14 protein-coding genes, 1 pseudogene and 1 riboswitch are annotated in these 20,023 nt (G+C 29.0%); of the genes and pseudogenes, 1 reads left to right on the top strand and 14 read right to left on the bottom strand.

Features of this window, described 5'->3' with window-relative positions; all coding sequences use genetic code 11:
• The 14 genes from BUB01_RS20375 to rapZ all read right to left on the bottom strand — a co-directional run.
• The coding region (locus BUB01_RS20375) for a collagen-binding domain-containing protein (protein WP_143152547.1) at positions 1–1,235 on the bottom strand (1,235 nt) is incomplete at its 3' end.
• A gap of 100 nt (positions 1,236–1,335) precedes the next feature.
• Positions 1,336–1,419, bottom strand: a riboswitch (cyclic di-GMP riboswitch).
• 364 nt (positions 1,420–1,783) lie between these two features.
• Complete coding sequence (gene pyk / locus BUB01_RS20370; protein ID WP_072992838.1) at positions 1,784–3,202, bottom strand: pyruvate kinase; 1,419 nt, start codon at positions 3,200–3,202, stop codon at positions 1,784–1,786.
• 99 nt (positions 3,203–3,301) lie between these two features.
• A complete protein-coding gene (gene pfkA / locus BUB01_RS20365; protein WP_072992836.1) occupies positions 3,302–4,261 on the bottom strand; it encodes a 6-phosphofructokinase in 960 nt (319 codons plus the stop codon).
• A gap of 491 nt (positions 4,262–4,752) precedes the next feature.
• Positions 4,753–5,382, bottom strand: a complete 630-nt coding sequence (locus BUB01_RS20360; RefSeq protein WP_072992833.1) for a response regulator transcription factor — start codon at positions 5,380–5,382, stop codon at positions 4,753–4,755.
• Positions 5,357–6,463, bottom strand: coding sequence for a sensor histidine kinase (locus BUB01_RS20355; protein WP_072992830.1), 1,107 nt, complete (start codon positions 6,461–6,463; stop codon positions 5,357–5,359). Before BUB01_RS20355 ends, BUB01_RS20360 begins: the two co-directional genes overlap by 26 nt.
• A gap of 126 nt (positions 6,464–6,589) precedes the next feature.
• A complete protein-coding gene (locus BUB01_RS20350) occupies positions 6,590–7,702 on the bottom strand; it encodes an ABC transporter permease (protein ID WP_072992826.1) in 1,113 nt (370 codons plus the stop codon).
• Entirely contained in the window at positions 7,689–8,768 is a 1,080-nt protein-coding gene (locus tag BUB01_RS20345; protein WP_072992823.1) for an ABC transporter permease, read from the bottom strand. The genes BUB01_RS20350 and BUB01_RS20345 overlap by 14 nt, the downstream gene beginning before the upstream one ends.
• A 13-nt stretch (positions 8,769–8,781) precedes the next feature.
• Positions 8,782–9,714, bottom strand: coding sequence for an ABC transporter ATP-binding protein (locus tag BUB01_RS20340; protein ID WP_072992820.1), 933 nt, complete (start codon positions 9,712–9,714; stop codon positions 8,782–8,784).
• A gap of 188 nt (positions 9,715–9,902) precedes the next feature.
• A complete protein-coding gene (locus BUB01_RS20335; RefSeq protein WP_072992816.1) occupies positions 9,903–13,475 on the bottom strand; it encodes a DNA polymerase III subunit alpha in 3,573 nt (1,190 codons plus the stop codon).
• A 131-nt stretch (positions 13,476–13,606) separates the two neighbouring features.
• Positions 13,607–15,376 carry a tetratricopeptide repeat-containing diguanylate cyclase gene (locus BUB01_RS20330; protein WP_072992812.1) on the bottom strand — a complete coding sequence of 590 codons (1,770 nt, stop codon included), beginning with the start codon at positions 15,374–15,376 and terminating at the stop codon, positions 13,607–13,609.
• A 374-nt stretch (positions 15,377–15,750) separates the two neighbouring features.
• A complete protein-coding gene (locus BUB01_RS20325; protein ID WP_072992807.1) occupies positions 15,751–16,041 on the bottom strand; it encodes a Dabb family protein in 291 nt (96 codons plus the stop codon).
• Positions 16,041–16,991 carry a DNA-binding protein WhiA gene (whiA, locus tag BUB01_RS20320; RefSeq protein ID WP_072992802.1) on the bottom strand — a complete coding sequence of 317 codons (951 nt, stop codon included), beginning with the start codon at positions 16,989–16,991 and terminating at the stop codon, positions 16,041–16,043. The genes BUB01_RS20325 and whiA overlap by 1 nt, the downstream gene beginning before the upstream one ends.
• 18 nt (positions 16,992–17,009) lie before the next feature.
• Positions 17,010–18,338 (bottom strand): gluconeogenesis factor YvcK family protein, encoded by a 1,329-nt coding sequence (locus BUB01_RS20315; protein WP_072992799.1) that lies wholly within the window; start codon positions 18,336–18,338, stop codon positions 17,010–17,012.
• Positions 18,335–19,219, bottom strand: a complete 885-nt coding sequence (rapZ, locus tag BUB01_RS20310) for an RNase adapter RapZ (RefSeq protein ID WP_072992796.1) — start codon at positions 19,217–19,219, stop codon at positions 18,335–18,337. The genes BUB01_RS20315 and rapZ overlap by 4 nt, the downstream gene beginning before the upstream one ends.
• A gap of 213 nt (positions 19,220–19,432) precedes the next feature.
• Between rapZ and BUB01_RS20305 the strand changes: the two are divergent.
• Positions 19,433–19,855, top strand: a pseudogene (locus tag BUB01_RS20305) (ABC transporter ATP-binding protein); the annotation flags it as partial.
• Positions 19,856–20,023: the final 168 nt, after the last annotated feature.

Below are 20,023 nucleotides of genomic sequence, written 5' to 3'. Positions count from 1 at the left end.
AAATAATAGCTTCCTATCCCTAAATTAATTTCTTCTATTATTCCATCCTTTGTCTTATAAATCTTATTACTATCTATTTCTTTTCCATCCTTATATAGCCTAAACTCTGCTGTATCAGATGTTATAGCCTTTAAATCACCATCTACCTTTGTCAATTTAACTTTTGACTTTTCTTCTGGTGGATTTGGTGGATTTGTACTATTCCACTTATCCCAATTAAGCTTAAAATTATGAATTTCTCCTCCATTTTCTTGAATTGCATTTTTTAAAAACATCTGCCCATTTACAGCCTTAGCTGAAATCTTTAGGGTAGCATTTGGTGCAAATATACTTCCTTTTAATGCATTATTTCCTGTATTTATAATTTCCTGTGCCCTAGGAAAAACGTACATTATTTTTGATGATGTTATCTTCATTGGTGAATTGTCTGGTGTATTACTATATATTTGGTTATCTCCATCTACTGTAACTCCATTATATTTTAAATCACTATTAAAATTAATCTTTGTAGCGTTGGAATATATTATAACAAAATCTATATTTGATAAGTCTGGCACGTTAAAACTTTCAGTAATATTTAGATAATCTACATTTCTATTAATAGAGTTTACTAGTACCCTTGAATTTTCATTTGATTCTACAAATTTAAATGCACTATCTAAGTCCCCTCCAACTAATTTAGTTGAAGGTTTAAAACTTTCAGCTTTTATCATAAACTCTTCAACTTGATTCTGTAATTTTTTAAAAGCATTATCTATTATGTCCTTATTAAGTTTTGTATAAGGAATCTGAGTTTCAGGAATTTTTTTATCTACATTTGATGTATTACTTACTACTAAATCCTCTTTATTTCCCTTAGTCATTATTGTTGGTACTTTTCCCAATATGTCGCCACCTAAAAGTAATGTTGGCCCATTATTATCTATATATCCATTCCCTATTGACCACCCCGTATGATTTTGGTTTACCCCTCCAATAGTGTACGTTTCTGAAATATTAACATTTCCCTGTATTCCTATGGCTCCTTCTGTTTCTGCATGAATAGGTGTGAAATCTCCGAACATTATAGCATTATAGTGACTTATATCACCTAATTTAATATTATTATCTGTGGCTTTAGCTAAATATGTTGGCAAAAGTCCAACTATCATTATTATACTTAGAATAAAAACTAACGAACTTTTAAACTTTCTTCTTTTAGCATTTGTACTAAACTCTCTAGAATTATTTTTCATTTCCCCTCTCCCGTTTTAAAATTGCTAACAGATGATTAGATTTAAAATTTTTAATATAGACTATCCTCCTTTTTATTGCTAAAAAAAAGACCGACCACAAAAAGACTGTGGTCGGTTGCACTACTAACTCCATGAATCTAAAGTGCCCAAATAAAAGATTCATATCTCAGTTCCCTTTAGGTTCTTATTAAGTACTTTTTTATTAAACTATTTCAACTACTAAACATGATATTCTATAATTATAAATTGGTTACTACTTTATAAAAAATAAGCTTATAGAATTTTCGACACTCTTCCCACCTCAGAAAATTCTATAAGCCTATTTACATTACTAGTAATAAAACTAAAAAAAGTTTTTATCACCCCTCACCCCTCAGTATGATATTTTAAAAACTTAAAACTCTAAATTCTTAATTCCTTCTATGTTTCAAAACCTTAAAAATTATATATTTTCTCATAAAAAAACACTCCCTCTATAGTAACAGCTTTATTATTTTAACTGCCTACTATAAAGGGAGCATATCATATTAGGTTATCTTTGAAAAATACTATTTAACTTCTGTAACTTTTAATAAATTTGTAGCCCCTATTTCATGAACTGGTACTCCAGCTGCAACGACTACAGTATCTCCAGCTTTAACAAACCCATTTTCTTTAGCTATTTCAACTGATTTTTCAAGCATTTCATCAGTTGATAGCATTTTTGGTGCTACTACTGGATATACTCCAAAGCTTAAAGCTAAGCTCTTAGCTACCTTTTCTGATGGTGTAACAGCTATTATTGGACAATCTGGTCTGCATTGAGATATTCTTCTTGCAGTTGCTCCTGATTGAGTAGCTGAAACTATTCCAGCAGCTTGTAATTCATTAGCAGCATTGCAAGCGGCTCTTGATATAACTCCTGCTATTGCTGGTATATGTTTTTTAGCTTTTGAAACAGCAACTTCATAGCTTAATTTCTTTTCAGTTTCTGTTGCTATAGTAGCCATTGTTTCAACTGCTTCTACTGGCCAGCTTCCATTTGCTGATTCACCACTTAACATTATAGCATCAGTTCCATCAAGTATAGCATTAGCTACATCTGATACTTCTGCTCTTGTTGGTCTTGGATTTCTTATCATTGAGTCTAACATTTGTGTTGCTGTTATAACTGGTTTTCCAGCATGATTACATTTTTCTATCATCATCTTTTGAGCAGCAGGTACTTTTTCTATTGGAATTTCAACACCTAGGTCTCCTCTAGCTACCATTATACCATCTGATACTTCTATGATTGAATCTATGTTATCAACACCTTCTTGGTTCTCAATTTTTGAGAATATTTGAATGTGTTTTCCACCATTAGCATTTAAGATTTCTCTTATAGCTATTACATCTTCTGCTTTTCTTATGAATGATGCAGCTACCATATTAACTCCGATTTCACAACCGAATATTAAGTCTGATTTATCTTTTTCAGTCATAGCTGGTAATTTTATTGAAACTCCTGGAACATTAACTCCTTTATGAGTTCCTACCATTCCTGTATTTTTAACTACACAGTGAACTTTATTGCCTTCTACTGCTTCTACTTCAAGTCCTACTAAACCATCATCTATTAAGATCATGTTTCCAGGTTTAACATCATTTGCAAGACCTTCATAAGTTACTGAGCACTTAGTAGTGTCTCCTAAAACTTCTTCACCTACATATATAGTGAATTTTGTTCCTGCAACTAATTCAACTTTGCTTGGTTCAAATTTGTGAGTTCTTATTTCTGGTCCCTTTGTATCAAGAAGCACAGCTATTTCTTTGTTGTATTTTTTAGCTAATTCTTTAACTTTGTTTATTCTTCCTGCGTGCTCTGCGTGATCTCCGTGTGAGAAATTGTGTCTTGAAGCGCTCATTCCTGCTTCTATTATTTTTGATAATATTTCCTCATTTTCACTAGCTGGTCCAATTGTGCAAACTATTTTTGTCTTTCTCATTCGATAACACTCCTTATGTTTTATTAACCCTAAATTAAAATATAAATATAAATATAAAAATAAATTTATTTAAAACATATTTATTAATATGTTAGAAAACTACTTGTTGATTGCTAAAGCAACATCGAATAAATCATTATCAAATGTTCTTTCCATAGCTAAAGCTTCATCGATATCCATATCAATTATCTTATTTTCTCTTATACCAACAACTCTAGCTGTTTTTCCTTCCATAAGAAGTTCAACCGCTCTAGCTCCAAGTCTTGAAGCTAAAACTCTATCAGCTGCTGTTGGACTTCCACCTCTTTGTATATGTCCAAGTATAGTAGCTCTTGTTTCTATTCCTGTAACATTTTCTATATATTTAGCTAATTCACCAGCTCCACCAACACCTTCTGCAACTAGAACTAGGTTGTGGTTTTTACCAGATGCTTTTCCTTCTAAAATTGTTCTACAAAGATCTTCTTTACAGAAATCTTTTTCTGGAACTATTATTGATTCAGCTCCACCTGCAATACCAGCATATAAAGCTAAATCTCCACAGTTTCTTCCCATTATTTCAACTACTGATACTCTTTCATGAGATGTAGAAGTATCTCTTAATTTATTTATAGCATCTAATACTGTATTTAATGCAGTATCAAATCCAATTGTGTAATCAGTGTAAGCTAAGTCATTATCTATAGTTCCTGGAAGACCTACAGTTTTCACTCCTAATTTAGAGACTAATTTAGCTCCCATGAATGATCCATCTCCACCACAAACAACTAAAGCATCTATTCCATAAGCCTTTAATATGTTAGCAGCTTTTTGTCTTCCCTCTTCAGTCTTAAATTCTTCACATCTAGCAGTTCTTAGGATTGTACCACCTCTTTGGATTATATCTGAAACGCTACTTCTATCCATTTTGAATAGTTCCCCGTTAATTAATCCACTATATCCTCTTTCCACTCCCATAACTTCAATTCCATGATATAGAGCCATTCTTACTACAGCTCTTATGGCAGCATTCATTCCTGGTGCATCTCCACCACTTGTTAAAACAGCAATCTTTTTCATAATATTTCCTCCTTCGCACCTCAGGGACATTTTTAGTCCCACATGTGCCAAATATTACCCACGTTTCCTAAAATGATATTAGTTACCTAGCCCCTAAAGACTTTTTTATTAATTAATGTATTTGTGTAACTCTTCTAACCTATTACACTCTAACAAATACATTTTACTTAAAGTATGTCTTATTTTCAACCTTTTTTGTGTAGAAAAATAGAAAAAAAACTCGACAAAATTTATTTACTCCTACAAAAGTAGTTTAACCAAATTTAAATTATTTTATATGCATGTATTTTTTGCATTTAAAATCTTTTTGAAATTGCAAATTTCCAGTATCTTTTTGAATTTATATACAATATTTTTTCTATATAATTATTTTATTACTTTTATAATTAAACAAATTATATTTTATCTATATAAATATTATTAAATTTTAAATGTTCCTACTCTATTATTCTTTTGCTTTTCAAATTCGTATAAATTCATTTTTAATAATTCTATGAAAAATTCTTTAAATAAAATATAGCCAATTGAGTTCTATCTCTCAAGTTAAATTTTGTTAAAAGTATGGTTATATAATTTCTTATAGTGCCTTCTCCTAAAAATAAATTTTCAGCTATTTCTTTGTTAGACAACCCCTCACCAACAAGCTTCATTATTGAAATTTCTCTTTCTGTTAATTTTATTTCTAACTTTAGCTTCTCTTTATTATTTTTCATCAAAAAAGAAATTTTATTAACTATTTCTTTTTCAAAAACACTATTTCCCTTATATACTGTCCTTAAACTTTCAATTATAATATCTGATGATTGACTTTTAAGTATGTATCCCTCAGCTCCACATTTTATTGCTTCTGTAATATATTCATCATCTTTAAAAGTAGTTAATAATACAACCTTAATGTCTGGATATTTCTTTTTTATTATACCAGTTGCAATAACTCCATCCATAACGGGCATTCTTATATCCATTAAGACAATATTAGGATTTAATTTTTCACATAATTTAATAGCTTCTTGTCCATCTTTTGCAGTTGCAATAACCTCAAAATCCTCTTCTAAATCAATCAATACTTTTAAACCTTCTCTAATAAGTATATCATCATCTACTATTAATATCTTTTTCATAAAATCCTAACTCCCCTTTTGGAATAATTCCCACTATCATAAACCCATTATCTGAACTCACTGAAAGACTTCCACCTAATTGTTTTAATCTTTCCCTCATCCCACTCAAGCCCATACCTTCTTTGATTCTTTGACATCCTATTCCATTATCCTTGATATATAGCCTAATATAATTTTCATTAATATCTATATTTATATCTACTTTAGTAGCTTTAGAGTATCTAGAAACATTTGTTAATGCTTCCTTAACACTAGAAATTATAACTTCCAAATATTGAATTCCTATATCTATAAAGTCTCCATTTAAACTTAAATTAACTTTACAGAACTTAAATTCATTAATTATCCTTTCCAAGTAAGAAATACTAGAACTCTCCTTAGGCTTTAGATTATGAACTGTTTCCCTGATTTCAATTACGGCTTCTGATAATCTTTCTATAGAATCTCTTAGAAATAATCTAGATTTTTCTCTATCTACGTCCTGTAACTTCTCAGCAGCTCTTAATTTTATTAATACCCCTGATAAACTATGCCCTACGTTATCATGAATCTCTCTGGCTATTCTATTTCTCTCCCTAACTTCTGTTAAATAAGCGATGTCATTTGAAGTGTTAATAAGTTTTCTTCTAGCATCCTCTAATTCATATCTTAGCTTTCTTTCATTATCAAGCCATTCTAAATATTTAACCTGCTTATTTCTATTTGAATTTACTGTTCTTGAAAAAATAATAGATATAATAGTTAATGCTATATAAATATATAAATTAGGTTTGTTAGATATACATACTCCTTGAATGACTATTATAGCTAATGACACTTTATTTAAATCAACTACACAAAAATCAAATACAACTAATGATAATAATGCAATGAAACATGAATTATATAAAATGCTACCTAGAGAAAAAAATAAAAATAAGCAGAGTATGTATTTACTATTTGAAATTTTTTCTATAACTACTATAAAAATAATAGATATAAGAAAAATACTGCAAACCTGAAAACAAATATCTTCAGATAGGCAGTTTAATAACGTTATAAAAATAATTACCAATTTAAATAACCATACATTATTCTTCATTTCTTCCCTCAATTTACATAATAGTCAATATAATTATAACACAAATACTAGTAAAACAAAATCTCTTTTCCAATAATCATTTTTTAGGATGATTCTATAAATATATCACTTACTAATTACTTTTATTTACTCTCCTAATGCAGAATAATATAAATTATCTCCTTTTTTCCACATTCCCACTAATAAGAACAGTATTGTGAATAATATCATTATAAAAATATTATTTACAACCCCTTCTAGTCTAGTATTATTCAATAAAATGTTAACACCATCAAGGGACCAATATATAGGAGTTAACTTTGAAATATTCAAAAGAATGCCTTTAGGTAAAAATCCCCAACCTCCACCTAATGCTGTAAGCAGTGTTGTAATTATTATCCCAAATCCTAACGCCTGAATTATAGTTTTCATATGTGAACTTATAGCAAGACCTAACGCTGATGCCATCAAGGTAACTATAGACATATAAATAAACATATTTAAATAACTATCACCTATATAAAGCTTTAAGAAAAATTTACTGACTAAGAGAAGAATTGAAAGCTGCAATATTCCTATTGTAAAAAAGCTTAATATAGTTTCAAATAAATATCTCCTAACACTTATTGGTGCAGACAAATTTCTAAAGAATATTTTTTCTTCCTTATCTTTTAATAATAAAGTTGATGCAAGTATAGAAGAAAACATTATAAACTGTATCATAATTCCAAATGCTGCTCTCGATTTTTCTTTATTAATTTTGAATTCCTTTATACTATTCAATTTTACTAAACTACTATTTAATTTCTCAAACTTGTCGACTAATTCATTATCAGATTTACATACTGCTGATATGGATAACAACTTATTATTAAAATTATTAATATACCCATTTACCAAATATGAAACATCCTCTCCTTCAATATAAAGTCCCTTTATCTTAAGCATATCTCCTATCCTCACACTCTTCATATATCCATTAGGTATTACTATCACAGCCTTTACTCTTGAATTATACAATGAATTATTTATTTCATCCTCTTTTATTGGTATTGTTTTAAACTCATTATCTAAGTTAGATTTAAATAATTGCGATAATTCACTCTTATCATTATCAACTATACCAATATTTATGGGCGTATTTTTTACATCTGCAGAAGCTGATACTGGTATTAATGGCAATATAGGAACAATTACCATTAATATTAATTGAACCCTATCTCTTAATAATCTTTTAAGAGTCATCTTAAATATATTCATATGCTTTCCTCCTCTCTAACAACATAACAACTATAGTTGTAATAACTGCAACTCCTCCAACTATTAACAGTCCACTATTTGCACCATTCACATTTGTATATAAGCTTCCAAGCATTCCATTATAACAATAATAATGTGGTGAATGCATCTTAATAATATTAGGAACAGAATTACCTCCTGGATTGAAAGCTTCTGTCATAACAGGGAAAACAAAGAGGAAATTTATAGAAAACAACATTAATGCATCTACATAAATATTTCTTGAGATATAAGTTGTTATTGCACCTAAATTACTTGCAAATAAAAAGAACATTAATGCTATTAATATTAACTTCAGAATTCCGATATTAAACTCTATACCAATTACTAATTTACCCATTATTATCACTATACTTAAAACTATAAACATAAATAGTATATTTCCAATAGATATTCCAAGATAATTTTCTATAGCTTTTGCTGATGAACATCTAATCCTAATATAAGTATTATTTCTATAATTTTTAATAATTGAATAGGCTGTTAATATTGATACATAGAATAAAAGTGTTATTGTTACTGCTATTAATATTCTAATATTTGCATTTGGTATTTTACCTTCCGTTTTTATCCTCATAGTTTCAACCTCTGATTTTTTTACATTTTCATTTCTTATATTTAAATATTGCTTTTTAACTTCTGTTAAATAAGAATCCACTATTAAATTTACACTAGAGAAAGAAGTAGTATTATAAATCTTTATTTCCTCTTTTCCTTCACTATAGATAAATGTTTCTAAATCTCCTTTTTCCATATCTTCCAAAGCACTACTTAAAGTTTTATATTCTTTTATTTCTATCTTCTCTTTAATTTTATTAGTATTTAGAAGTTCTAAAACACCTTCACTTACTTTGTTTCCTATATCAAAACAATATCCAACCTTTTCCCTGTTTTTGAATTCAATCTTATAATCTGCACCCTGCATAATTAACACAAAAGCTATTGGCCCTAAAATAAAAAACATAAGAACTAATTTATTTCTTAAATATCTAATTAGTGTAATATAAGCGGTTGATAAAATCCTCATAGTTATCCACCTCCTATTCCCTTAAAGAACGTCCTGTTAAGTTTAAAAATACAGTTTCTAACGATGGTTTTTCAATACTTATAGATAATATTTCAATTTCTTTTTCATTTATAATTTCAATGACTCTACTTAAAATTTTATTTCTTTTATCAAAAGTTATCCTTATCCTATTCCTATCATATTCACACATTTTTACACCTTGGATATTCCTTAGGTTATCTATTAAAGTAAAATTAATCTTATTTACATCTAGCATCATTATTTCATCTGTAGATACCATGGATTTTAACCTCTCCGCATCCCCCTCAGCTATGACTCTCCCATTATCTATAATAACTATTCTTGAACAGATTTCTTCAACCTCATCCATATAATGAGTAGTATAAATAATTGTAGTACCTCTTCTATTTAATTCTTTAATTGATTGCAAAATATGGTTCCTTGATTGTGGATCAATACCTACTGTAGGTTCATCCATTATTATTAATTTAGGCTTATGAACTAGTGCACAACCAATATTTAATCTTCTCTTCATTCCTACCGAAAGTTTTTTAGGATATTCTTTAGCTTTATCACTAAGCCCTATAAATTTTAACGCCTCTTCTATACTTTTTTTAAGTTCCTCTCCTTTTAATCCATAAAGCTTTCCAAAATACCATAGGTTTTCCCAAGTCGTTAAATCTTCATATATAGCTAAATCTTGAGGTACAATCCCCATATTTTTCTTTACAAAATCCTCAAATTTAATTATATCCTTTTCTAAAACCTTTATAGTCCCACTATTAAAACTTATAAGTCCCATTAAAACATTAATTATAGTTGTTTTACCTGCTCCATTAGGTCCTAATAACCCTAATATTTCGCCCTCACTAACTTTAATATTTACATTATCTACAGCTATAAAATCATCATATCTTTTAACTAAATCATTAATTTCAACTATCATAAAAAACCTCCATAAATTTCTTATATCTTAATGATATAGAAATCTATGAAGGTTTTTTAGTAATTAAAATAATATTATTTAGTGACAAATGTCACTAATTTTAATATATATTTGTGCAATTCTTATACTTTATAATATCCGTTACTCCTAACATCAAATATAATTTTAAATCTACAACAAAAAATATATTAATCCACAACTTTTACATTTTCATCCCCAAATTTATCCCTTAAGAACTCCACAGCTCCTTCTTCTAAATCTAACCATAGATTTCTTGCAGCTCTAAAAGTTTGTCTTTCTTTTGCCGCAAATAGATAAAGTGGCGTGTCTCCATGATAAGGTTGAAGTAATACATTTAATACCTTATTTACTTCTCTTATCTTTTCTACACTTTCTAATTTTAAATATATTTTTGAAGAATTTATTTTCTCTAGTGGCCTTATTTCTTCACATATTAGCTTAGGTTCTTCATCTTCCCTTATAGATACCCTAGCTCTTATAGTAACTAGCTCATCTTCATTAATTAGGGCATTTACCTTTTCTAAATTTTTTGGAAATACTATAACCTCAATACTTCCACTTAAATCCTCTATATTTATAAAAGCCATTATAGTATTATTTCTAGTTACTTTTCTAGAAACAGAGGATATTATCCCTCCAACAATAACTCTTTCACCATCGCTAAAGCTATGACTACTCCTAGATACTTCTAAATCTGTTTCTAGCATGCTATCATCTAATACTTCTCTTGTAGCTAGTATCTCACGAATTTCTGTTGATGTTTGCATTTTTAAGCTATCTTTATAATCATCTAAAGGATGACCACTTATATAAAGTCCTGTCATTTCCTTTTCTAAAGTTAACATAGCCTTTTTATCAAACTCTCTTATATTAGGATATTTTATTTCAAAAGCATCTTCATGATGCTCTTCTATAACTCCAAATAAAGACATTTGACCATCTATATTCCTCTTTCTTTGAGCTGTTATTGAATCCATTATCTTTTCATGAACAGCTAAAAGCTTTGATCTAAATACTCCGAACTCATCAAAAGCTCCTGACTTTATAAGACTTTCTACAGCTCTTTTATTTATAGCACTTAAATCTACCTTGTTACAGAAATCCATAAGAGAAATAAATCTGCCTTTCTCTTCTCTAGCCTTAACTATAGCTTCAACAACATTTAAGCCTACATTTTTTATTGCCCCCATACCAAATCTTATAGTATCACCCTTAACGGTAAACTTTGTATAACTTTCATTGATATCAGGCGGTAAAACTTGTATACCTAAACTTTCAGCAAATCTTATATAATAAGCAACTTTTTCATTTATGCCCATAACTGAGTTAAGCATAGCTGCTATATATTCTACTGGATAATATCTCATTAAATATGCAGTTTGATATCCTACTACTGCGTATGCTGCTGCATGAGATTTATTAAAAGCATAGGATGCAAAGTCCATCATTTGGTCAAATATCTTATTTGCCACATCTTCGCTTATCCCATTCCTTACGCAGCCAGGAACTACTACTTCTCCATTTTCAATAATTCCATGAATAAAGTTTTTTCTTTCTTCCTCCATGACTTTGTGCTTCTTCTTTGACATAGCTCTTCTAACTAAGTCACTTCTACCTAATGAGTAACCAGCTAAGTCTCTTACCGTTTGCATTACCTGTTCTTGATATACAAGGCACCCATAGGTAACTTTAAGAATAGGTTCCAATTTATCTGTTAAATAAGTTACTTTGTCTGGATTTCTCTTCCCCTGAACATACTTTGGTATTTCAGCCATAGGACCTGGTCTATATAGCGAAATACCAGCAATTATATCTTCTAAACAGTCTGGTTTTAATTCCTTCATGAAGGATGTCATTCCAGCAGATTCTAATTGGAATACCCCTACTGTTTTTCCTTCTCCTAGCATGCTATAAACATTACTATCTGCCATATCAATCTTATCTAAATCAACATCTACGCCTCTATTTTCTTTTACCATAACTACAGCATCTCTCATAACTGTAAGAGTTCTAAGACCTAAGAAGTCCATTTTCAAAAGGCCTAGTTCTTCTAATGTAGTCATACCAAATTGAGTTACTATAGACTCATCATTCTTTTGAAGTGGTACATATTCTACAAGAGGCTTAGATGCTATAACAACACCAGCTGCATGAGTTGATGAATGTCTTGGTAATCCCTCTAATTTTCTACTTACATCTATAAGTTCTTTAACTCTCATATCATTTTCATAAGTAGTTTTAAGTTCTGGATTTAAGTCTAGTGCTTTTTCTATAGTTACTCCTAGCACCGTAGGTATCATCTTAGCGATTTTATCTACCTCCGCATAGGAATAGTTCATAGCCCTACCAACGTCTCTTATACAAGCTCTTGCAGCCATTGTACCAAATGTTATTATCTGTGATACATTATTTTCCCCATATTTATCTACAACATAATCTATTACATCCTGTCTTCTTTCATAGCAGAAGTCAGAATCTATATCTGGCATAGATACTCTTTCTGGATTTAAGAAACGTTCAAAAATCAGACTATACTCTATAGGGTCTATTTTAGTAATCCCTAATGTATATGCAACTATAGAACCAGCAGCACTACCTCTTCCTGGACCTGTCGGTATTCCACTTTCATTTGAATATCTTATAAAGTCCCAAACTATTAAGAAATAATCCACATAGCCCATCTGTTTTATTACACCAAGCTCATAATTTAATCTTTCTATTAAAAGCTTAGCTTCTTCATTTTCATCTGCCAATTTTATAGTGTTTTCATAATCAAAATCAGCATCCCTTAAGATTTCAAATACCTCATATCTTTCAATTAGCCCTTTAAAGCACGTATCTCTCAAATACTCATAAGGTCCTACCCCTTCTGGTACTGGAAACTTAGGTAACTTTGACACATGAAACTCATAATCAAAATTGCATTCATTAGCTATCTTAACTGTATTTTCTAGTGCTTCTGGAACATAACTAAACATCTCCCACATTTCTTCTTGGGACTTAAGATAAAATTGATCCGAAGGATATCTTCTTCTATTTTCATCTTCTATAGTTTTACCAGTTTGAATACACATTAAAATATCATGGGATCTATAGTCTTCTTTTTCTATGTAATGAACATCATTTGTTGCTACTAATGGTATATCTAATTCTTTAGATAGCTTAATATTCAATTCATTAACCTTTCTTTGCTCTTCCATCCCATGATTCTGAATTTCTAAATAAAATCCATCTTTAAAAGTTTCCTTATAAAAAATAGCAGCTTCTCTCGCCTTTTCATTGTTACCATTAAGTAGATTTCTTTGGACTTCCCCTCCAAGACAAGCACTTAATGCTATAAGCCCCTCAGAATGATTTTCTAAATATCTTCTATCTACTCTTGGCTTATAATAAAAACCTTCTATTGAAGCAGCTGAAACTATCTTCATAAGATTTTCATAGCCTTGTTCATTTTTTACAAGTAACACAAGATGGTGCGTCTCATTATCTCTCTCTACAGCTTTTATAGTCATATCCTTTGGTACTACATATACTTCACAACCTAATATAGGCTTTATTCCTTGAGCTTTAGCCGCTTGATAAAAGTCTACACACCCATACATCACCCCATGGTCTGTTATAGCTATACTATCCATTTCAAATTCTTTTGCCTTAGCAATTATATTTTTAACCTTGGCTGAACTATCTAATAAGCTATATTCAGTATGGAGATGGAGGTGACAAAAAGCTTTATTATTCAAATACTCACTTCCCTTCTATATATAAACTAAAAAAGTGTGCTTATACACTAAAACATTCTTTCTTTACCCTAAATTCTATCATATTTACATATTAAAATAAAACTCTAACGAATAGACCTATAACATAAAGTTTATTCCAATTGGACTTTATTTTTCCCCGTTCTTTTTGCTATATAAAGTAAATCATCAGCTTTTTTTATGAGAGTATCCACATCCTCATATTCATTATGTACTAAACCTATACTAGCTGTAACCTTCAAATCTTCTTTATTCCATTCTTTATTTTCTAATTTCTCCCTTATACCCTCTACAATTTGTATAGCTTCTTCCTTTGTTTTATCATCTAATATTATTATAAACTCTTCACCACCAAACCTTGCTACAAAATCTTCACCACTAAGAAAACTTTTACAAATCTCAACAAAACTTATTAATACTCTATCACCTACATCATGTCCAAATTTATCATTTATCCTTTTATAATTGTCCAAATCTACCATAGCAAGATGTATTGATTTTTTAGATTTTAAGATACTTTTTAAATTTTCATAAGCATATCCTCTAGTATATGCCTTAGTCAAATAATCTTCATTTATAATTTTCTTAAGCTTTGATTCACTATTTTTTCTAAGTTTTATCTCATAATATAATTTATATGTGGTTAATCCTAAAAGCACTAATGTTACAACTGCAAATACTAATACTAAGTTTACAGCTTTACGTTTTTCTATCTCTGATTTCTTTTCCTTTTCTATTACTGAGATTCTTTCATTACCAAGTTGATTATTTAAAGCTAAAATACCTTTTATGTAAGATTCCGCATTTCCTTGATTAGCTATCGACAATTTCCAAAACTTCTTGTAATCTCCTTCCTTATCCATTGTTCTATTATTTTTTTCATATAATGCTATAAGTGATCCTAAACTTCTTATAGCCTTCGTATTATCTTTATTCTCTTCTGCCAAACTTAAAGCTTTTTCATAATTTATTTTTGCATTATCAAAAACACCTGACATATCATAATAAAATCCATAAGCTATATAACATTCAATTAACAGATCCTTTTTCTCATTATTATTTATCTTAATAGCTTTATCAATATATCCTAAGGCATTCTCAAGATTACCATTACTTATCTTAATTATTGCTGTACTTAAGTAAATATCCGATTTAATATATACTAAATTTCTGGATTCACCATCCATTTTTTCACACAACTTTTCCATGTCTTGTTCTGACATCTTTATATCACCAAAATTAAAATTGTACATACTTTTAGCATACGTTATTATATAGCTTATTTCCTTATCCTTAATATTTTTACTATCAAAATCATTTAAAAATTTAAAGTATTCATTAGCTTTATTATAATTATTACATTTACTATAAAATGCAGTTAACATAGCATTATTTAAACCTTCTACATCCTCTTTTGTAAAACCACTACTTTTTATAATTTCATTCTTTTTTGAAACTTCTAGCATCCTATCATAATAATTTAATGATTCTGAACCATTATTTTGCCATATATCTAGAATACTTATATTTTTAAAAGCATCTAATATATAATTATCTTTATTTTTTAATTTACTATATTCCCTAATGGTTTTATCTGAATAAGTTTTTGCTTTTTCTAAATTATTATTTAATATGTAATATCTAGTTAATGCATCATAATATTCAGCTAATTTTAAATTATCTTTTTCTTTATTTATACTATTTAGAGTTTCTTGTTCAAAATTTATTGTTTTTAAATTAGCTTTAGAATATAAATCATTAAGTCTATAATAATGAAGTTTATAATTTTCATTATTATTCTTATTTACTAATACAAATACACTACTTATACTTACTAATAAAAAACTTATAGTTATAACCGCAACACAAACCTTCTTCTTCATAACTATTCATTCCTTCCACCAAAGACTTACTACAATCAACTCTTTAATCTAATTAAAATTAAATTTAAATTTAAATCTATTCTGTATATTATTATTTTACATAATTTTTGTGGTATTTAAAACCTTTATAAGAATATATAGACAAAAAGTAGTTATAAATGTTTTAATAAATTTATATATAAATAAGCTTTGTCAAAACCATTTTTTGTTAAAATGCAAAGTTAACACGCAAGCTAAAATAAGCTATTGGTATTTTAATTTTTACCAATAGCCATATGTTTCTTCACTAATTTTTATAATATAATTTGTAATTTAAAATTAAACTTATTAATTAACTTATACCCAAAGTTATTTTGATATAAACTTTTGTATATCTAACCTATATAATCTACAGTTTTAGAACATTGTATTAATGGTTTTATCTTTGCAATTACTTCATTTAAATGGTAATCACAAATTGCATAGACATCATAATCTTCTTTGGATTCAAATTTAGTAACTAAAGCAATGTCATAACTTCTATCACTTCTTATAACATCTACACCAACTTCTAGTCCTTTAAGTTCTATTATCTTGCCATTCATAGATAATAATATATTCTTAACTTTATCAACGTTGTCTTGCGTTGCTTCTTTTAATTTAAAAAATACTATATGAGTAAACATTAAAACTCTCCTTCTCTTATTTCTTCTGCTATTTTTTCTATTTTTCTGAGTCTATGATTTACACCAGACTTTCCTACTGGCGGATTTAACATTTCTCCAAGCTCTTTCAATGACTCATCAGGATAATTTAATCTAAGTTCTGCAATCTCTCTCAAATTTTGTGGTAATCTTGAAAGCCCTACTTCTCTCTCTATAAGTCTTATACTTTCAACCTGTCTTACCGCTGCATTTACAGTTTTACTTAAATTTGCAGTCTCACAATTAACCAATCTATTTACATTATTCCTCATTTCCTTCATTATTCTTACATTTTCAAGCTCTAATAATGAAGTATGTGCACCTATTATATTTAAAAGATCAACTATCTGTTCCCCTTCTTTTATATATATAATATAGCTATTCTTTCTTTGGATAACCTTTGAATTTAATCCAAACCTATTTATAAGCCTTGATAAATCCTCAGCATACTCTAATGAATGAGTAACAAATTCTAGATGATAAGTTTTTTCTGGATTACTTATACTACCTCCACCTAAAAATGCTCCTCTTATATATGCTTTAGCTGTTTCTTCAGTTTTTATTAGCTCTTTATCTATACTATAATCTAATGACATTATGCCATCTATTTCTCTTAATATTCCAGTTATCTCAAGAAGTTTTTTTACTCCCATATCCTCAGTTATAAGAACCATATATATATTATTCTTTTTAAGAGAATTACTTTTCTTTACCATTAACTTAGAATGTATATTAAACTTATCCTTTAGCAACGTAAATATAAACCTTGCTGATGCAGGATTTTCTGTAGTTATCTTGAAGCTTATTTGTCTTCCACTAAATGCTAATGTTCCACTTACTTTCATTATAGCAGAAATTTCTGCCAAAGCCTCTTCCATTGATATATCTACATACCTACATATTTCTCCTTTAACTTTAGCTGAAAATGACATATATCCGACCCATCCTTATTACTTTTCTCTACTTTTAATTCTTTGTGATAAATACATATATTCTATTATTTTCTTTCTATCATATAATAACTTCTTTTCCATTATAGTTTCAATAATAACTTCAGCAAGATTATCTGAATCATGCCTTATATAGTCTTTATTAATCTTTATTAGATTAGCTTTAACTAAGTCAATGCCCATCTTATCTAGCTTATCCTTATCTATTTCAACAAGTTCAGAACCATCTTGTAAATACTTTCCTTTTACTCTATCTGAAATATTATCTACATTTGCCACGACACACTCAACAATATCCTTGCCACCATACTTTTGTATTGTCTTTATATGATCAGAAACCTTAAAATTATCTGATTCACCTGGCTGTGTCATTATGTTTGATATATATATCTTGAGGGCATTGCTCTTTCTAACAGTAGAAGCTATTTCCTTAACTAAAAGATTAGGTATTATTGAAGTATAAAGACTTCCTGGACCTAAAACTATAGCATCTGCTTCACTTATTGCTAATAATGCATCTTTAAGTGGTTTAGCATTTTCTGGCGTTATACTAAGCTTCTTTATTCTACTTTTTTGCTTTACAGCCTCCTCTGGTATATTAGATTCTCCTTCTACAACATTACCATTTTCGAGTTCTGCACTAAGCTTCATATTCTCTAAGGTAACAGGCAAAACCTTACCCGTTACCGCAAGAACAGAACCCATTTTTTGAACTGCATCCTCAAAATTTTCTGATATTCCATCCATAGCAGCTAAAAATAAGTTACCAAAACTTTGATTTTTAAGTCTGCCATCCTTGAACCTATATTGAAGTAATTCTTCCATTAGTGGTTCTGTATCAGCTAAAGCCAAAATACAGTTTCTTATATCTCCAGGTGGAAGTATTCCAAGATCTTCTCTTAAATCCCCTGAGCCTCCACCATCATCAGCTACAGTTACTATAGCAGTTATATTGGAAGTATAATATTTAAGACCTCTAAGCATTGTAGATAATCCTGTTCCTCCACCTATAACAACTATCTTAGGACCTTTAACTAAAAGCCTTTTTTCATAAATAAGATTTTCAATTTTCCTGTTATCTAAAGATACCTTTATATATCCTGAATTCACCAATGCTATTATGCTCTTCATGGCTTCAGTAGTTGATACATAAATAACAAAAGCACCTGTTATATTTAAAAATATAAAGAAAATTTTATAAAGAGGATCATAAACCCTATGAGTTACTAGTTCATTTAATCCAAATGCTATTAACAAGATTCCAAATATACCAAATACTAAATATCTCTTAACTCTAATACCTGGTTTAAGCCAATCTATAAACCTCATAGCTTCTTCGCTCCTCTATGAGCATCTTCATCTATATCCCTATGCTCTATTGTAGATTTAAAGCCTTTCGTGTTTAACAAATTATTAGTTTCAGTTGCTATAGCAACTGAACGATGTCTTCCACCTGTACAACCTATAGCTATTATAAGTTGTCTTTTACCCTCTCTAACATAATTCGGTATTAAGAATTTCAACATATCTTCCAATCTTGTTAAGAAACCTGTAGTCTCAGCCTGTGATAAAACATAATTCTTAACAGGTTCATCACTACCTGAAAATGGTTTAAGCTCTGGGATATAAAAAGGATTTGGTATAAATCTTACATCAAAAACTAAATCTGCATCCATAGGTATTCCATACTTAAATCCAAAAGATAAAACAGTTATTGATAAACTACGATCTACTTCCTTTCCAGTTCCGTAAGAAAGGTTTAACTTCTCTCTTAAATCTTTTATAGCATATTTAGAAGTATCTACTATATTATCTGCTCTATCCTTAAGTTCTCTAAGCTTCTTTCTCTCATTTTCTATTCCAGTTATTACTCTTCCATCTGGAGACAAAGGATGACTTCTTCTAGACTCCTTAAATCTCTTTACTAATATTTCATCAGCAGCATCTAAAAATAATATTTCATATTTAAACTCATTATCTTTTAAATATTTTAAGCTTTCAAATAAATCATCAAAGAAGATTCCCCCTCTGATATCTATAACTAAAGCTACCTTATCTATCTTACCATCGCTTTGTAAGCAAGCTTCTGCAAACTTAGGAATAAGTGTAGGAGGTAAATTATCTACGCAAAAATATCCTAAATCTTCTAAACTTCTTGTAGCTTCTGTTTTTCCAGCACCAGAAAGCCCTGTTACTATTACAAATCGCATATTTTCTCCTCCTTAAAAATTTAATAAATAAATTATATCATATAAATAATATTTTAATTAGTGTAAAATATGATATTTTTAAGTTATTTATTTTTTCACCTTCTTATACATTTAAGAATTTATTTATTTATGTTTAATATTTCATTACTATACTTCTAAATATTATAATTTTCTTAAATCCATTATCTTTTCAGTTGAAAAGGATAACTTTGTTTTGTATTTCAGTTTTATAACCTAGGTCCTAACCTTAATGTTGAAGATAATATACTACTTCCATTACTTTTAGATGGTAAAAAGCCAAAGAATTTTAACGCTGACTTAAATAAAATTTTAGATGTTATAGGTATGACAGCTAAAAGGAAACATACACCTAGAGAGCTATCAGGTGGTCAACAACAAAGGGTTGCAATAGCTAGAGCACTTCTATTCAGCCCTGAAATAATACTAGCGGATGAACCAATAGGAAATCTTGATTCAAAATCTGGTACTGAAATAATGAAGTTATTTAAAACTATAAACAAAGAATTTGGAAAGACTATTATACAAGTTACTCATTCTCACGAGTCTGCAAATTTTGGAAATAGTATATTACAACTTAAAGATGGTGAAATAGACAAACAAATTCTTAGTGCTTAAATTTGCATCAAAATTAAAAATCTAGCTATATAAATCTCTAATTCAAGGTAATCCCTAACATTAGTTAATAGGGATTACTTTTTTCATTACTAAAGTAATATTACAATTGTGACCTTTTTCAATTATAAGAAGTCCCATAAATTAATATAATTAATTCATAAGATATAA

Origin of the sequence: Clostridium cavendishii DSM 21758 (genome assembly GCF_900141845.1) — a bacterium.
GTDB classification, from domain to species: domain Bacteria; phylum Bacillota; class Clostridia; order Clostridiales; family Clostridiaceae; genus Clostridium_AG; species Clostridium_AG cavendishii.
This window is presented reverse-complemented; position numbering and strand designations above follow the sequence as displayed.

What these genes read in the sequence shown, in the direction of transcription:
- pyk (WP_072992838.1), bottom strand. Translation starts at nt 3,202, where the DNA reads ATGAGAAAGACAAAAATAGTTTGCACAATTGGACCAGCTAGTGAAAAT.
- pfkA (WP_072992836.1), bottom strand. Translation starts at nt 4,261, where the DNA reads ATGAAAAAGATTGCTGTTTTAACAAGTGGTGGAGATGCACCAGGAATG.
- BUB01_RS20360 (WP_072992833.1), bottom strand. Translation starts at nt 5,382, where the DNA reads ATGAAAAAGATATTAATAGTAGATGATGATATACTTATTAGAGAAGGT.
- BUB01_RS20355 (WP_072992830.1), bottom strand. Translation starts at nt 6,463, where the DNA reads ATGAAGAATAATGTATGGTTATTTAAATTGGTAATTATTTTTATAACG.
- BUB01_RS20350 (WP_072992826.1), bottom strand. Translation starts at nt 7,702, where the DNA reads ATGAATATATTTAAGATGACTCTTAAAAGATTATTAAGAGATAGGGTT.
- BUB01_RS20345 (WP_072992823.1), bottom strand. Translation starts at nt 8,768, where the DNA reads ATGAGGATTTTATCAACCGCTTATATTACACTAATTAGATATTTAAGA.
- BUB01_RS20340 (WP_072992820.1), bottom strand. Translation starts at nt 9,714, where the DNA reads ATGATAGTTGAAATTAATGATTTAGTTAAAAGATATGATGATTTTATA.
- BUB01_RS20330 (WP_072992812.1), bottom strand. Translation starts at nt 15,376, where the DNA reads ATGAAGAAGAAGGTTTGTGTTGCGGTTATAACTATAAGTTTTTTATTA.
- BUB01_RS20325 (WP_072992807.1), bottom strand. Translation starts at nt 16,041, where the DNA reads ATGTTTACTCATATAGTATTTTTTAAATTAAAAGAAGCAACGCAAGAC.
- whiA (WP_072992802.1), bottom strand. Translation starts at nt 16,991, where the DNA reads ATGTCATTTTCAGCTAAAGTTAAAGGAGAAATATGTAGGTATGTAGAT.
- BUB01_RS20315 (WP_072992799.1), bottom strand. Translation starts at nt 18,338, where the DNA reads ATGAGGTTTATAGATTGGCTTAAACCAGGTATTAGAGTTAAGAGATAT.
- rapZ (WP_072992796.1), bottom strand. Translation starts at nt 19,219, where the DNA reads ATGCGATTTGTAATAGTAACAGGGCTTTCTGGTGCTGGAAAAACAGAA.